Source organism: Flavobacterium sp. MMS24-S5 (genome assembly GCF_050320125.1).
GTDB lineage: Bacteria > Bacteroidota > Bacteroidia > Flavobacteriales > Flavobacteriaceae > Flavobacterium > Flavobacterium tyrosinilyticum.
The window spans coordinates 3,601,100-3,617,912 of record NZ_CP190016.1 but is presented as its reverse complement, the minus strand read 5'-3'; the positions used below and the strand labels follow the sequence as shown (position 1 = coordinate 3,617,912).

Genomic DNA, 16,813 nt, shown 5'->3' with positions numbered 1-16,813 from the left:
CTCTTAACTCTCGACTTTAGAACTTTTGACTTTCAGACTAAAATTTATTCTCCGTAAGATGCAGCAATAAATTCTTCGTAAGTAACCTCTTTAGTAGTTGGGTTAGCTTTTTCTTTGAAAATATCTAGCATTTTAGCTGCTACTACTTGCTCAGAAAGTCTTTTCACTTCGTCTTGGTTAGATAAAACTCTAGCCACGATTCCTTGAACTTCTTCGTCAGTTGGGTTTGTTTGACCAAATTGAGCCATTTGCTGTCTGATTGCATTTGATGTAAACTCTTTTAAGTCATCAAATGTAATTTGAATATTACTTTGAGCCAATGCTTTTCCTTCGATTAATTGGAAACGTAAACCTTTTTCAGATCTTGCGTATTCAACTTCTGCTTCTTCTGGAGTTAATTTTTTCTCTCCAACAGTTTGCAACCATTTTTTAAGGAATTCAGCTGGTAAATCGAATTTTGTGTTTTCGATCAAGAAATCCTGAACGTCTAATAATAATTTTTGGTCTGCTTGCTGAGCGAATTGCGCTTCAGCATCTTCTTTAATTTTAGCTTTTAAATCTTCTAAAGAAGCAACATTTCCTTCACCAAAAAGTTTATCAAATAATTCTTGGTTTAATTCAGCTGGCTCAGAACCGTTAATAGCTTCGATTGTGAAGTTCACTTCAACATCTAAACCGTGAACACCTTCGTGACCTACTTTTAAGTAATCCATTAATTGGTGATCGTCTTCAAATAAACCTTTTGTGCTTACTGTAACTACATCTCCAACTTTTTTACCTGTGAATTGTTTTTGAGCTTTTTTGCTGAATGTATCAACAGAAATTGTAGTCGTATTATTGATTCCGTTTGCTTCGTTTGAGAAAGTTCCAGTTAAATCAGATTTAGCATCAGAAACTTCTTGAGGAACTGCTTTTCCAAATTGTTTTTGGATACGCTCCACTTGTCCGTCGATTAATTTATCGTCTGCAGTAACGATATATTTTACGATATTATTTTTAGCTTCAAGATCAATTTCGAAGTTTGGCACTAAACCAATTTCGTATTCGAAAGTTAACTCTTCAGCATCCCAGTTAAAGTTTTCGTTTACTTTAGCAAGAGGAGTTCCTAAAAGATTTAATCTTTCAGATTGAATATAACGCTCTAAAGCCAAATCAACTACTTTTTTGATCTCTTCTTGCTTAATAGCTTTTCCGTATTGTTTTTCAACAAGATCTTTAGGCACTGCCCCTTTTCTAAATCCTTTTACTTGCGCTAAAGGCATTTTTTCGTTAATTCTTTTTGCTACTTGACCTTTATAATCCATATGAACAACGTTCATAACAATCGTCTCGTTTACAGCGTCTATTGCTACTCTTTTAATATCCATCTTCTTCTTTAATTTACATAATAAAATTGGGTTGCAAAATTATAAAATTTTTGCAACCCAACCAAGTTTTTAATCTATTGTATTTGAAGCAGTTTTAATCTGCTCAATTGTTTTATTTATCGTCTCCCAATATTTTATAAGTAAGAGATTGAAGGATAGACAAAATAATGCTGAATATTAATGCTGTCCAGAATGTATCGACTACAAAACCGCCAACAATTTTTGTACAAAGCAAAATAATCAAAGCATTTATAACTAATAAAAATAAACCAAGTGTAACAAACGTTACCGGCAGAGTTAGCAATACCAAAATTGGTTTAATGAAGATATTTAGCAATCCTAAAACTACTGCAACAATTACGGCCGTACCAAAACTTTTAACATCTACTCCAGTTAAAATGTTTGACAATAATAAAACTAAGGCAGCTGTAACAAGAAGTCTAAGTAATAATTTCATAGTTATTCAGGTTTAAAATTTATTTAAAAGTACTAATTTTTCATCAAAAAATAACTACTCTTTCAAAAACTCCGTTGTCAATTCAAAAAACATTTTCGGATTTTCAGCATGCAGCCAATGCCCAGCATTTGGGATGGTTTCTAATTTTAAATTTGGAAAATGTTTACGGATTCCCTCCAAATCTTGATCTTGAATGTATCCAGAGTTTCCTCCACGAATAAATAATGTCGGGTTATTAAAAACTAAATCGTCTGCCAAAGGCTTTCCAATGGCATCCAGATTATTATTAAAAGCTTCAAGATTAAATCTAAAAGCCAATTGTCCAGGTTCTTTCCAGTATAAATTTTTCAACAAAAACTGACGTGTTCCAAAATCCGGAACGTATTGAGACACGATTTCCTCAACATCATTTCGGCTTGGTTTTACCGAAAAATCAACCGCATTTAATCCTGCCAAAATCTCCTGATGGTGCTGTTTGTAGAATCTCTGGCCAATATCTGCCACAATCAATTTATCTACAATCTCCGGGTGCGTTGTCGCGAAAAGCATTGCTACTTTTCCTCCCATTGAATGTCCAAGAATATCAATTCGTGTTAGATTATTTGCCTGACAGTATTCGTATACATCTTGAACCATTGCTTCGTAACTCCATTCGTTTGAATGAAAACTGCGCCCGTGGTTTCTTAAATCTAAAATATGAACCTGAAATCCAGCTTCTACATATTGCCCCGCAAGAGTTTTCCAGTTATCAGACATTCCTAGAAATCCGTGCATGATAACAAATGGTTTTCCTTCGCCTTCTATTTTTGAGTATAACATTTAATTTGCTTATAAAAATTCTATTTACAAATGTAAAAAAACTTATCCATTACGACGATAACAGATATATCTATAAAACATTTTCAGATCATTAATATTAATAAAAAAAACTTTACATCCTTACGGTTTCCCGTAATGTTTAGAGAATTTAATCTGCTACCTTGCGCCCCGAAATAAAAACTAAAATTTCATTTTAATTTAAACACAAATCATGATCAAAAAACTACTTTTATTATCATTGATTGCTTCGCAACTTATGATTTCATGTTCTAGCGACAACAGCGATGAAGTAATTCCAGAAGTAAAACCAGACCCAAAACCAGAAGTAGAGCTAACCATAGAAGAGCAAATTGCAGCTTTATTAAAACAGCCGTATTCAAACCTTACTCCTGCACAGCAAAAAACAAAATTTGAAGCTGAAGCTAATGAAATGCTTGTTCAATTAGACAAAAGCAAAACCTCTGGAGCAATCGAAGCTATTAAAAACTTAGGCCGTTTGTTTAGCCTTAAACATATTGATCTTTTTGACGGAAAAAGTCAAAATGGTGTAGAAGAAGTTTTAAACATTTCGGGCGTATATGGTACATATACTTGGGATGATGCTAAAAAAACATGGACTAAAACTGCTTCAACTACAGAATTGAAATTCGTTTTCCCTGCAAAAGAAGGACAAACTACAAACAATGCAATATTAACATCTAAAAGCACTTCTTCGAACATTAAATTTTCAAATGTTGACACTTATGCTGAGTGGGGCTACAATTCAGAAACGCAGCAATACCTGACCTATTACTCCTTCTGTACAAGATTGGTTTTACTTACCATCAACTGTAGAGGCTCTTTTAACTATTAATGGTGCACAAGCTGCTACTTTTACTTCAAATGCAAAATACTCAAGCCAAAACAAATCGCCAGAAGATTACAGCTACAAATTAGCCTTAAATGACGGTTATACTTGGGAAATGAGCGGTAAGAAAGGTACAGAAACTACTTCTAAAGCATTGTTTACTTATAACGGAAAAAGCTTAATTAACTTTAATGTTGCAAGTAATGCTGATATCGACAAATTGATCGAAAATGTAGAACTAAGCCAATACAAAGGAAAAGCAAATACGCTGTTTTCAATAATGGATAACTTTATTGTTATTGGTAATACAGATTTAGCTGCTGACGCTGCCGATAAAGAAGCTTTATACAAAAACAATACTCGCCCTGCATCTCCTGACGGTGAAAATCCTAAAAGTGACTACAAAGCTTATTACACAGCTTTGAATGCCTATGAGAAAAAAATATCTGAAGGAAAAGCAGCTAGCTTTAACAAAAACACGAAATTGTCTTTAGTTTCTAAAAAAGACGGTACTAAAATCGCTGATATTGTTTTGCGTTCTGAAAAAGTTGAAGACGATTATCTTGTTAGTTTACCTGTTTGGAATGCTCAAGGAAAATACTGGACATGGAGCCCTAATGGCGAACTATTTGCACAACCTTATCTTGATGAAGTAGTTTATTTAAAGTTCAATGATACTACAGAAGCTGCGATGGATGTTTATTTCTCTGAAATATTTAATTCACTTCATACTAAATTTACAGATTTCACAAGCGCTTTTCAAACAAAAAGCAAATAAACCTTTTTAATAAAAATGAAGCCGATTTGAATTACTCAAATCGGCTTTGTTTTTTTAGAAGAAGTCTGGATAATTATATTACTTTGCCCATACCCAGCCCAAATACCTATTCCTCCTTTTATATTTGATTTTAAACTTGTATTAGATGGATAAATTGGATTTTTGGCATTCACAATTTCGTTTTGCCAACTATTCCAGAAGTCTAAAGATTCTTTCGTTTGGGTTCGTAACTTTACATGAATCAAATCTCCATCAGTAAAATTTGGTGTAAATTTAGTTTTAGGAAACAATAAAATCCCTCTGTTGATTTGCATTTCAATGGCAGGCTTTTCGAAATTTTTATCATCTAAATTACCATAAAAAGAGGGAACAAAAATGGGTTCTTCGCCTTCCACTTTTGTTGCAATTTGATAATAATTTTTTTCAGATACTGGATCATCAAATTTCACGAAGACATATCCTGTTGTATCTGTTGCATTCTTTTTTATGTATTCTGCACTTTTAAGCTGTACCGATTTTGGAATTGTCGTCGTCGCTTCAACAACACGGTTTAAATATTCAATTTTAATCGAGTATTCTTTCCCTGCCTGCCCCATTAGAGTCAAACCAAAATATACAAATGGAGGAATACGGTTTCTATCGTTTTTTACTCTTAAAACTTCTGAATGCTCTCCGTCAGAAATTGTGATTTTTGCAGATCGAATTACATGATTTAAAACGTTTGTAGAATCAATGCCATCTGTTACCGGAATACTGCTAGACAGCAAAACATTTGCATAATCTCCTTCTTCAATCCAGCCTTCTACCACTATTTTAGATTCTATGCTTTTCTGCTCACTAAAATTATCATTAGAACAGCCGACCGCTAATAAACCCAAAAGAAACAATATATATTTTTTCATCTCATTTTAAAATTTAAATCTCCAACTTATCGAAGGAAGAATTCTATACAAAACTTTCTCATCTTGCTTTACCACAACTTTATCTTTGTTTTCGTTTACTTCGACATCCAAAACAACATATATAGGATTAGAAAAATTAAATGTATTGTAAATCGAAAAGTTTAAAGCGCTTTCTTTCTTAGAGGTTTTTATAAAATAATAATTAACTGAAAGATCTGTTCTGATATAATTTGGCATTTGAGCATTATTATATCCCGAATATTCTTTTACAGGGTTATTATTTATAAAATACCACGAGGTTGGCATTGTAAATCTATTTCCAGAACCAAATATTTGAGTTATTCCAAAATTCCATTTTGTATTTAAATCATACATTCCAACTACAGAAAGATTATGTCGTCTATCATATTTTGCAAAATACGTGTTGCCATTATTCAATTCATCAAAGTTTCTTTCTGACCAACTCAAAGTATAGCTTAACCAGCCAGTAAATTTTCCATTGCTTTTTTTCAACATCATTTCAAATCCATATGCCTTACCTTCTCCAACATACAAATCGTTCTTTAAAGTTGTAATTTCATTAAACTGAGTTATTCCATAAGGATATTCGAGTAGATTTTTCATCGAACGATAAAACCCTCCAAACGAAGAAGAAAAACTTCTGCTTATATTTTGATTTGATCCAATAGAAAATTCATTAGAAGACTGCGGTTTAATTCCGTCAGAACTCGCAATCCAAAAATCAGTAGGAATACCAACACTCGAAGTTGTGATCAAACTTAAATATTGATATTGTTTATTGTAAGAAGCATAAAACGAATACTTTTCGTTTGCATAATAATTCAGTACCACTCGCGGTTGAAAATGCAGATACGAATCAGATCCCGAAATATAGTAGTTCATTCGAAGTCCTAATTCGGCTGTTAGATTCTCCAATAATTTAGGTTTGGCACTCACAAAAATTGCGGCTTCGTTGGCATCAATTTTTCTTTGAGAATAATTGTCAATTGTTGCCAGATTTTCGACATTTATTTTTTGAGGTTGCAAGTCATGATAAACATATTGCAATCCAGATTCAAACGGAACATTATGGATTGAAAACCTTACTGAATTTGCAAATCCTAAATCCTTTACATAAGAAGAAACTCCAAACTCAATTGTTGCCTGCTCCATATTTAAGTCATTTAAGTATTGGCTAAAATAAACCGTATTAGACATACTTACTTTAGACGAAAATGTGGTCGTTAAAGATGGCGATACTGTAAAATTACTCCATTTTAAATCGGTGTCAAGTGCAAAATTTTTATCCTTTATTTTGAGTTTATCAGCGCTGTAAAAAGCATTTAAAGAAAACAAACTCTTTTCTGAGACTTGAGACAAAAAAGTAATATTGGCATCCGAAAAACCATATTTCATATCCTGAACATCATTCTTCGAATCAGATTTTAGCAACGGTCCAACGACTTCATCAATATAAGTTTTTCTTCCAGAAATATAGAATCCGGTTTTGTCATTTACAGGAACCGCTAAAGTTACCTGCGATGCCAGAATTCCAGCATTCCCTTGAATCGAAAACTCAGAAGGAAGTTTTTTATTGGCATTTAAAAGTGTTGTAGAACTCAAGCGTCCCCCATATTTTGCATTCGAACTCGATTTGTCAAATTCAACATCTTTAATATGATCTGTATTGTAAAAAGGAAATATCCCTAATAAATGCGACATTCCATAAATGGGAGTTTCATTATATAAAATCGCATTATGGCCAGGATCACCACCACGAACATACAAATAACCATTTGCGTCTCCAGAATTTTGTACTCCAGGCGTTAACTGCAAAAGTTTGATCACATCTGTTGTTCCCAAAAGTGTTGGAACAGCGTTTAATTCTTTCAAGTTAAAAGAAAGTCTTCCGCCAGATAAAGTTTTGATTTGATTTTTCTTATCACCTGAAACGATCACCTCTTTTAACTGAGAAATATCTTTTTCTAAAACTACAGCAATCACGGTATCTTTTAGGATATTGAACTCAATAGTTTTTGATATAAAATCAGAATGATTAACTTTTATAACAAGTCTGCCAGAAGAAATGTTTTCTGAAAAATTCCCTAAAACATCAGTAGCAACATTCCATTGTTTTTTATTTATTTCTAAAAAAACATTTGCGCCAACAAGATTTTGGCTGTCAGAAGATTTTACACTTCCAGATATCTTTATAGTTTGTGCAAAGAGGCCTGAAAAGGAAAACAAGAGAAAGAAAAAAATAGATTTTAGCACTTCGTTTTAATAAGAAAAGTGCGAAAATAAACAATTATAACCCAAATGTATCAGGTTATAATTGTTTTAAGTAGAAAGTTTATTTCAATTTATTCAGATACATATTTACAGTATTATCCAATCCAAGATAAAGTGCCTCTGAAATTAAAGCGTGGCCTATAGAAACTTCTAATAAACCTGGAATATTTTCTTTGAAAAATTTGATATTTTCTAAGCTTAAATCATGTCCAGCATTGATTCCTAAACCTAATTCGTTTGCCAATATTGCAGCTTTTGTGTAAGGATCAATTCCTTTTTCGTTTCCTAAACTATATTGATGCGCAAAAGATTCGGTGTATAATTCAATTCTATCTGTCCCTGTTTTTTTAGCGCCTTCAATCATTTCTAGAATTGGATCAACAAAAATCGAAGTTCTAATTCCGTTTCTTTGAAACTCCCCAATAACCTCTGTTAAATATTCTTGATTTTTGATGGTATCCCAGCCTGCAGATGATGTTATTGCTCCAATTGCATCTGGAACTAAGGTTACCTGATCTGGTTTGCATTCTAAAACCAAATCAATAAAATTATGCTGTGGATTTCCCTCAATATTATATTCTGTAGTAACAACTGCTTTTAAATCGCGTGCATCCTGATAACGAATATGACGCTCATCTGGACGCGGATGAATGGTAATTCCTTGCCCACCAAATCGCTGAATATCTACAGCTACTTTTAATAAATCAGGGACATTTCCGCCGCGAGCATTTCGAAGCGTTGCTATTTTATTGATATTTACACTTAATTTTGTCATATAAATAGATATTAATTCTAGTAATCTTATATTTGTTACGACAAAAATACAAAGTAAAACAGAGCAGTTTTCGGTATTTTTTGATTATTTTGCATCAAATATCCTCAATTGATTTATGACAGAAATTACAAACTATATCACAAACGATTTCAGAGCGATTGACAGTCAGGAAACGATTGCTTCGATTCAGGACTTTTTTATCGATGTAAATTTTTCTCATTTTCCGATTTTAGAAGATGGTATTTTCATCGGAAGCATCTCTTCTGATGATGTTGAAACATTTGACATTGATAAAAAAGCAATTGATTACAAATATACTTTGGAACGTTTTTTTGCGCGAAAATCTATGATTTGGTTAGATGTTCTAGAAGTTTTTGCAAAAAATCATACCAATATTCTTCCTATTCTTGACGAAAACAATACTTACATAGGCTACTATGAAATGGAAGATATCATGAAGTTTTTTCAGGAAACTCCGTTTTTAAAAGAACCAGGTGCAATTATTATTGTTCAGAAAGGGCTTTTGGATTATTCTATGAGCGAAGTAACCCAAATTGTAGAAAGCAATAATGGTAAGATTTTAGGCTGTTTTGTTTCTGAAGCTGATACAGAAAATGTTCAGATTACAGTAAAAATAGGCTTAGGAGCAATCAATGAAATAATCCAGACGTATAGAAGATACGGATACGAAATTATTTCAGAACATCAAGAGGACAACTATATCAACAGCTTAAAAGAGCGATCAGATTATTTAGACAAATATCTCAACATATAAATTATGAATGTGCCAATGGGAGAATTAGTTAATTAGATAATTTTCGCATTTTCCAAATTATCTAATTGACACATTGACAAATTATCTAATTTACAAAGAATGAAAATAGCCATTTACGGACAATACTATCAGAATAGCACTGAACCTATCATAAAAGACATTTTCTCATTCTTCAATACCAATAACGTCGAAATGGTAATTGAAGAAAACTTCCTGAATATGCTTTATGAAAAACAGCTTGTAAAAAAAGAATACAAAACTTTTTCGCCAAGTACTGCTTTAGACAATAGTTTCGAAATGCTGATTAGTATTGGAGGTGATGGAACGATTTTAAGAGCCGCTGCTTTTGTTCGTAATTCTGGCGTTCCTTTATTAGGTATAAATGCTGGACGTTTAGGATTTCTTGCTAAAGTTCAAAAAGAAAATATCGAAAGTTTATTGCAATATGTAATAGATCAAAACTATACCACTTCTGAAAGAACTTTATTAGGAATTACATGCGAACCTTTTAATGAAGCCTTTAAAGAACTTAATTTCGCTATGAACGAAGTTACAGTGAGTAGAAAAGATACAACCTCGATGATTACAGTGGAGACTTATTTGAACAACGAATATTTAAACTCTTATTGGGCCGACGGATTAATCATTTCTACACCAACTGGTTCTACTGGATATTCTCTAAGCTGCGGCGGCACCATTTTAACCCCAGATGTAAAAAGTTTAGTTATTACGCCAATTGCCCCTCACAATTTAACTGCCAGACCGCTTGTTATTCCAGACGATACCGAAATTACACTTCGAGTAACAGGAAGAGAAGACCAATATTTGGTTTCTTTAGACTCGAGAATTTCTTCTGTAAAAAACGAGTCTATTTTAAAGATTAAAAAAACAGATTACAAAATTAAAATGGTTGAAATACCAGGCGAAACTTTCTTAAAGACCTTAAGAAACAAACTGCTCTGGGGAGAAGATAAAAGAAATTAAACTCTTTTCTGATTCTTCACTATACGATAATACCACATTTTCTCGTTCTGCATGTAGTGAATCATCATTAAATGGCTCTAAATCATATCGTAAATTGAAAAAAAAGCACATTTAACCAAAGGAACTTTGATTCGTATTGATAATTATTATATTTGCACGCAATTTTGAATTAAATGAAGAAAATTTTTAATTTATTGTTATGTTTTTTCCCCTTTATTACACTTAATGCTCAAATCCATGAGCTTGGTGTCTTTCTTGGCGGAAGCAACTTTGTAGGTGATGTTGGAAAAACCACTTACATAGCCCCAGAAAAGCTAGCTTTTGGAGTTCTTTACAAATGGAACAGAAGTCCGAGACATGCATGGCGCTTCTCTTATACACAATCAAACATTAGTGGAAATGATTATAAATCAGATGAAACTGGAAGAAATCAGAGAGGCTATCGTTTTGACAATGATATAAAAGAGCTTTCTGCTGGTTTAGAATTCAATTTTTTTGATTTTAATCTTCACGATTATCACACCAAAATAACACCTTATGTATTTACCGGTCTAAATTACTTTTTCTACAATAATTTATACCGATATACTTCAAGTCCAAACACTATATACGAGCTAAAAAATCAAAGCTCGGTTGCTATACCTATTATATTAGGTATAAAATCAAATATATCACCACGTTTTGTTTTAGCCGCTGAAGTTGGTGCGCGCTACACCTTTACAGATAATCTTGACGGAAGTAATCCTAATACAAGCAGTCCAAATATCATGAAATTTGGAAATTTAAATAATAATGACTGGTATATTTTTTCAGGTATGACATTAACGTATACCTTTGGAAAGAAACCATGCTATTGCGCATACTAAAAAATGAATTTACTAGAATCAATAGATCACACAAACTTACCTAAGCATCTGGCCATTATTATGGACGGTAACGGACGATGGGCAAAACAACAAGGTTTTTTGCGCGCATTTGGCCACGAAAACGGTACAAAATCTGTAAAAGAAATAATCAAAACTTCAGCTAAGCTTGGTATTGAATATTTAACCTTATATGCTTTTTCTACAGAAAATTGGAATCGTCCTAAATTGGAAGTTCAGGCATTGATGAAAATATTGATCAATTCATTAAAGAAAGAGCTTGTTACGCTTCAAGAAAACAATATTCGTCTCAACGCAATCGGAAATCTTGACAAATTACCCAAAACAGCCCAAAAAGAACTTTTGGATGTTATAGAAAAAACGAAAAACAATACTCGCTTAACTCTTACTCTTGCTTTAAGCTACGGCTCTAGAGAAGAATTAGTAAATGCCATAAAGTCAATTAGTGATAAAGTTAAAAATAATATAATTTCAATAGACACTATTGACGATTCAATTATAAATGAGCATCTTTACACGCAAAATTTACCAGACGTAGATTTATTAATACGAACAAGTGGAGAACATAGAATAAGTAATTTTTTACTGTGGCAGATTGCCTATGCAGAATTATATTTTACTAATGTCTTGTGGCCAGACTTTAAAGACCAAGATTTATATGAGGCTATTATTAGTTATCAAAAAAGAGAACGTAGATTTGGAAAAACCAGTGAACAAATTAAATAATTTTTTAGTGTTACAAAAAAGAATACCACAAATAATCTGTGCCCTTTTATTACTGGGTAGTTTTTCACAAGTCAAAGCACAAGAAAGAGTTCCTTTTGATCAAGGAAAAAAATATATTCTAGCTAAAGTTTCTGTTGTTGGTAAAATAAGCTTCAATGAGCAAACTGTTGTAACCTTTTCAGGACTTCAAAAAGGTCAAGAAATTACTGTGCCTGGAGAAGAAATCAGTAGCGCAATTAAAAAATTAGGTAAACTAGGACTTTTTGACGAAATCGCTTTCTATGTTAACAAAGTAGAAAACGACAGTATCTATTTAGACTTAGATATTGTGGAGCTTCCTAAATTAAACGAAGTTAAAATCGTTGGTGTTAAGAAAAGCAAAATCGAAGGATTAATTAAAGATAATAACCTGACAAAGAACAAAATTGTCAACGAAAACTTAATTACTACGACAAAAAATTACATCGAAAACAAATACAAAAAAGAAGGTTTTTATAATACGAAAGTTACTATAACAAACACTCCTGACACTATTAACGGACATCAAGTTAATATGCTTGTTAGAATAGATAAAGGAGATAAAGTTAAAATTAGCAGTATTGATTTCATAGGCAATAAACAGCTTACTGACAATCAATTGCGCGCCGCAATGAAAGACACGAAACAGAAAAATTTCATTCGTGTATTTAAAGCTTCTAAATTCATTCCAGAGAAATACAAAACTGACTTAGAAAAAGTAATTGCTGCCTACAAAGAAAAAGGATATCGTGATGCCCGTATTATCTACGATTCTGTTCAATACAGCAAGCAAAAAAATACCCTTGCAATTAAGATTAATGTAGAAGAAGGAAATAAATATTACTTCGGAAACATCAAATTCCTAGGAAATACTGTTTATTCAGATCAGCTTCTAAGCCGTTATTTAGGAATCAAAAAAGGAGAAACTTACAACGGAGTTTTACTAGAAAAAAGAATTGCCGATAAGACTAAACCAGACGCAGAAGATATTACGAATTTATACCAAAACAATGGTTATTTATTCTCTAACATCAACGCTGTAGAGGTAAAAACAGTTAATGACACTATTGATTTTGAGATTAGAGTTACAGAAAGTTGCCTATCGCTTATTTCAATAAAATTACGGTTGTTGGAAACGACAAAACAAACGACCACGTTATTTACCGTGAGTTAAGAACAAAACCAGGTGAAAAATATAGTAAAGAACAATTAGTTAGAACCATTCGTGAGATTGGACAATTAGGTTTCTTTGATCCTGAGGCCATTGATCCTAAGTTTAAAAACGTAGATGCTGGAGCTGGAACTGTTGATATTGAGTATAATGTAGTAGAAAAAGGATCGAGCCAGGTCGAACTTCAAGGAGGTTATGGCGGTGGAGGTTTCATTGGTACATTGGGACTTTCGTTTAATAACTTCTCGGCACGAAAGCTCTTTGACAAAGAAGCTTATAAGCCTTTACCAATGGGAGACGGACAAAAAGTTGCACTTCGTTTACAAGGAAGCACCTATTTCCAAACCTACAGTTTATCTTTCTCAGAGCCATGGTTTGGGGGTAAGAAACCTGTACAGTTTAGTTCGTCTATTTCATACAGTAAGCAATTTCTTAACAATTACATCACTAGAACTGTTGATAGAAGCAAAAGTTTTAATATTTTTACAATCCAAGTTGGGTTAGCAAAAAGATTAACGGTGCCAGATGATTACTTCGTATTATCACAATCTGTAAGTTATCAGCACTATGACTTGAACAATTATAACACAGGTTTATTTACTTTTGGTAATGGTGCATCAAGAAACTTAGCGTATACAATCGGGCTTTCAAGAAGTAATAAAGGGGTAAACCCAATATTCCCTACTTATGGTTCTGAATTTAGTATTAGTGCTAAAGTTACACCTCCATATTCATTATTTAACGGTGTTGATTATGGTAATTTACAAAATGAAAAGGAATACAAAACACAATATACAGGAACATCTGGAAGTGGTATAGACGGAAAACCACTTAACACTGGTGATTATGTTAAAACAGAAACTATAAATGGAACATCTGGTTATGTAAGTGTTGGATTTGATTTTGCAAGTGCTGATACAGATGTAGCAAAAGTCGATCAGAAAAAATACAACTGGTTAGAGTACTATAAAATTAAATTTAAAGGAGACTGGTATACTAAAGTTTATGGGAAATTAGTATTAAGAACACTTACTGAATTTGGTTTCTTAGGGGCTTATAACCAAGAAAGAGGTGTGATTCCGTTTGAGCGTTTTTACTTAGGAGGTGACGGTATGGCAAACTACTCAATGGATGGTAGAGAGACTATTCAGTTGAGAGGTTATCCAAACAACTCTTTAACTCCGGTAAATGCAAATGGTGATGCAATTGGAGCAACGATTTACAACAAATTCTCTATGGAATTACGTTACCCAATTACATTAAAAGCATCGGCTTCTATTTTTGCATTAACGTTCTTAGAAGCAGGTTCATCATACCCAACGTTCAAAGATTATAACCCATTCGACTTAAACCGTTCTGCTGGTGCTGGTTTACGTGTATTCATGCCTGCATTTGGATTATTGGGTATTGACTTTGGTTACGGGTTTGACGCTCTTCCAGGACAAACAAAAGCTAATGGTTGGGAAACACACTTTATCATTGGACAACAATTTTAAAGAAATAACGTTTGGTTAAAAATCATCAAATAAAGTTATGTTATGAGAAAACAATTTTTATTTATATTTTTAGCCTTGATTGTAGCAAATACAAGTCAGGCACAAGGTAAGACTACTCGAATTGGCTACATCGACATGGAATATATTTTAGAAAATGTTTCCGATTATAAAGAAGCTAAATCCCAATTAGAGCAAAAGGCTCAAAAGTGGAAACAAGAGGTAGAGGCCAAAAAATTAAATATAAATAATTTGAAGGAAGGCTTAAAGACAGAAAAAGCTTTACTTACAAAAGAATTAATAGAAGAAAGAGAAACTGAAATTAAGTTTCTTGAACAAGAAATGATGGATTATCAGCAGAAACAATTTGGTTCTGACGGAAATCTAATGAGACAAAAAGCGGCTTTGGCAAAGCCAATACAGGATCAGGTTTTTACTGCTGTACAAGATATCGCAGAAGCAAAAAATTACGATTTTGTTTTTGACAAATCATCAGATCTTACCATGCTTTTTAGCAATAAAAGATTTGATATTAGCGATCAGGTTTTAAGAATCTTAAACCGTACTGAAAAACGTGAGCAGCTGACAAAAAAACAATTGAAAGAGCAAGAAGTTAAAGAAAATCTTGAGAATGCAATTGACGAAAATCCAGCAATGGCTGACCGCCAAAAAGCACTTGACGAGAAAAGAGCTGCTAGAGAAAAGCTTATTCAAGATAGAAAACTAGAGCAAGAGGCTAAGAGAAAAGAATACGACGATAGAAGAAAAGCTCTGCAAGAAGAGAGAGACGCGAAAAAAAATGGCACGGTTTCTGGAACAGCTACAACAACAGCCGTTCCTGCTGCAACGAGTGGTGCTGTTAATACAAACTCGACTGCAAAAACAGCAACGCCTGATGCTAATGGAGAGACACCTTCAGCTGAACAGTCTGGAATGACAAAAGCAGAAGAAAGACAATTACTTTACGAACAACGTAAAAAAGAATTGGAAGAAAGAAGAAAGAAAATTTTAGAAGAAAGAGAAGCGGCTAAAAAAGCAAAAGAAGCCGAATCGCAAAAAACAAATACGACCAATAATTAATTAATATTTTAAAAATGATGAAACAAATCAAAACTTTACTAATTGCTGCAATTCTTATTTTAGGAGCAAGTAACACAATGAACGCACAAGCGAAGGTAGCTCATGTTGATGTAAGCGAGATCATGTCGAAAATGCCTGCTATGCTAGATGCTCAAAATCAACTGCAAAAATTAAGTGGTACATATGATGCTGAATACAAAAAAATGGTTGACGAATATCAAGTAAAAATCAAAAAGTACGAAGCTGAAGCTGCAACTGTAACTGATGCTGTAAACGGTGAGCGTTCTAAAGAGGTTCAAGATATGCAAAAGAGAATTGTTGACTACAGAGACAATGCTCAAAAAGAATTACAACAAAAAGAAACTGACATCGTAAAACCATTAATGGAAAAAGTTAGAACTTCTATTCAAAAAGTAGGAAAAGCTAAAGGTTTCCAATATGTTTTAGACGGTTCTACTTTATTATTAGCTGATGGTCCAAACATCACTGCTGACGTTAAAAAAGATTTAGGATTCTAAGAAATTAAATCTCTATAATTAAACTGCTCAATTAGACAATTGAGCAGTTTTTTTTTACAAAAATTTAAAAGTAATCTTTGGAATTATTTCAAGATTTGACTTAACTTAGAATAACGAATTATAGTAAAAAATATTAAATTTGCTTTATGATAAACAATAATCCTATAGGCGTTTTTGATTCTGGTATTGGCGGAACTTCCATATGGAGCGCTATTCATGATCTTCTTCCAAACGAAAAAACCATTTATTTGGCTGACAGTAAAAATGCTCCTTACGGGCAAAGAACCAAAGAAGAGATTGTTGCATTAAGCAAAAAAAACGTAGAATTTCTACTAGAGAATAATTGCAAACTAATTGTTGTAGCGTGTAACACTGCAACTACAAATGCCATATTTGAACTTCGTGCAGATTATGATGTTCCATTTGTTGGAATTGAGCCCGCTATTAAACCTGCTGCAAACAATTCTCAAACACAGGTAATTGGAATTCTAGCTACAAAAGGAACTCTCAACAGCGAATTGTTTAATAAAACTGCTGAGATGTTTCAAAATACAAAAATCATTGAGCAAGTAGGACACGGACTTGTACAGCTAATTGAAGATGGCAATTTGTACTCGCCAGAAATGACTCAGTTATTAGAATCATATCTGCAACCTATGATTGAAGCTAATATTGATTATTTGGTTTTAGGATGCAGCCATTACCCTTATCTAATTCCTCAGATAAAAAAAATTCTCCCAGATCATATTAAAATAATAGATTCAGGAGAAGCTGTTGCGCGTCAGACTAAAAATCTGCTGCGTGATAAAGTTGGTTTTTCTGAAAGTACAGATCATGATCCTATATTTTATGTCAACTCAAACCCAAAAGTTTTGGAGTCAATTTTAGAACATAAATATCCTGTAATCAAAAAAGACTTTTAAATCA

At 32.9% G+C, this 16,813-nt stretch carries 15 protein-coding genes and 1 pseudogene; 10 read left to right on the top strand and 6 right to left on the bottom strand.

From position 1 onward, the window contains the following. Positions 1 to 44: 44 nt before the first annotated feature. The 3 genes from ACPWTF_RS16625 to ACPWTF_RS16615 form a co-directional block, all read right to left on the bottom strand. A complete protein-coding gene (locus ACPWTF_RS16625) occupies positions 45 to 1,367 on the bottom strand; it encodes a trigger factor (RefSeq protein ID WP_427872209.1) in 1,323 nt (440 codons plus the stop codon). A gap of 112 nt (positions 1,368 to 1,479) precedes the next feature. After that, the gene (locus tag ACPWTF_RS16620) at positions 1,480 to 1,824 is read right to left on the bottom strand and encodes a phage holin family protein (protein ID WP_250834093.1); all 345 of its coding nucleotides are present in this window, start codon (positions 1,822 to 1,824) and stop codon (positions 1,480 to 1,482) included. A 54-nt stretch (positions 1,825 to 1,878) separates the two neighbouring features. Continuing rightward, positions 1,879 to 2,643, bottom strand: coding sequence for an alpha/beta fold hydrolase (locus ACPWTF_RS16615; RefSeq protein ID WP_427872208.1), 765 nt, complete (start codon positions 2,641 to 2,643; stop codon positions 1,879 to 1,881). A gap of 211 nt (positions 2,644 to 2,854) precedes the next feature. Here ACPWTF_RS16615 and ACPWTF_RS16610 point away from each other — a divergent pair, with 211 nt between their 5' ends. Then, entirely contained in the window at positions 2,855 to 3,496 is a 642-nt protein-coding gene (locus tag ACPWTF_RS16610; RefSeq protein WP_427872207.1) for a hypothetical protein, read from the top strand. A gap of 109 nt (positions 3,497 to 3,605) precedes the next feature. After that, on the top strand, positions 3,606 to 4,268 hold the full coding sequence (locus ACPWTF_RS16605; RefSeq protein WP_427872206.1) for a hypothetical protein: 663 nt from the start codon (positions 3,606 to 3,608) through the stop codon (positions 4,266 to 4,268). A gap of 35 nt (positions 4,269 to 4,303) precedes the next feature. Here ACPWTF_RS16605 and ACPWTF_RS16600 read toward each other — a convergent pair whose 3' ends face one another. From ACPWTF_RS16600 to ACPWTF_RS16590, 3 genes are all read right to left on the bottom strand, one after another. Then, positions 4,304 to 5,170 (bottom strand): DUF4249 domain-containing protein, encoded by an 867-nt coding sequence (locus ACPWTF_RS16600; protein WP_427872205.1) that lies wholly within the window; start codon positions 5,168 to 5,170, stop codon positions 4,304 to 4,306. Positions 5,171 to 5,176: 6 nt separating this feature from the next. Beyond that, entirely contained in the window at positions 5,177 to 7,444 is a 2,268-nt protein-coding gene (locus ACPWTF_RS16595; protein WP_427872204.1) for a TonB-dependent receptor plug domain-containing protein, read from the bottom strand. 79 nt (positions 7,445 to 7,523) lie between these two features. Then, a complete protein-coding gene (locus ACPWTF_RS16590; protein ID WP_427872203.1) occupies positions 7,524 to 8,237 on the bottom strand; it encodes a pyridoxine 5'-phosphate synthase in 714 nt (237 codons plus the stop codon). A gap of 115 nt (positions 8,238 to 8,352) precedes the next feature. Between ACPWTF_RS16590 and ACPWTF_RS16585 the strand changes: the two genes are divergently transcribed. From ACPWTF_RS16585 to murI, 8 genes and pseudogenes are all read left to right on the top strand, one after another. Continuing rightward, a complete protein-coding gene (locus ACPWTF_RS16585; RefSeq protein WP_250834099.1) occupies positions 8,353 to 9,012 on the top strand; it encodes a CBS domain-containing protein in 660 nt (219 codons plus the stop codon). A 99-nt stretch (positions 9,013 to 9,111) separates the two neighbouring features. Further along, complete coding sequence (locus ACPWTF_RS16580; RefSeq protein ID WP_427872202.1) at positions 9,112 to 9,996, top strand: NAD kinase; 885 nt, start codon at positions 9,112 to 9,114, stop codon at positions 9,994 to 9,996. A gap of 173 nt (positions 9,997 to 10,169) precedes the next feature. Continuing rightward, on the top strand, positions 10,170 to 10,862 hold the full coding sequence (locus ACPWTF_RS16575) for a DUF6089 family protein (protein WP_427872201.1): 693 nt from the start codon (positions 10,170 to 10,172) through the stop codon (positions 10,860 to 10,862). Positions 10,863 to 10,865: 3 nt separating this feature from the next. After that, the gene (locus ACPWTF_RS16570) at positions 10,866 to 11,606 is read left to right on the top strand and encodes an isoprenyl transferase (protein ID WP_427872200.1); all 741 of its coding nucleotides are present in this window, start codon (positions 10,866 to 10,868) and stop codon (positions 11,604 to 11,606) included. Next, positions 11,539 to 14,291 (top strand): annotated as a pseudogene (locus ACPWTF_RS16565) (BamA/OMP85 family outer membrane protein). Before ACPWTF_RS16570 ends, ACPWTF_RS16565 begins: the two are co-directional and overlap by 68 nt. 42 nt (positions 14,292 to 14,333) lie before the next feature. Next, positions 14,334 to 15,368, top strand: coding sequence for an OmpH family outer membrane protein (locus ACPWTF_RS16560; protein ID WP_379796150.1), 1,035 nt, complete (start codon positions 14,334 to 14,336; stop codon positions 15,366 to 15,368). Positions 15,369 to 15,382: 14 nt separating this feature from the next. Beyond that, a complete protein-coding gene (locus tag ACPWTF_RS16555) occupies positions 15,383 to 15,886 on the top strand; it encodes an OmpH family outer membrane protein (protein ID WP_172426837.1) in 504 nt (167 codons plus the stop codon). 146 nt (positions 15,887 to 16,032) lie between these two features. Beyond that, entirely contained in the window at positions 16,033 to 16,809 is a 777-nt protein-coding gene (murI, locus tag ACPWTF_RS16550) for a glutamate racemase (protein ID WP_427872199.1), read from the top strand. The last annotated feature ends 4 nt before the right edge of the window (positions 16,810 to 16,813 follow it).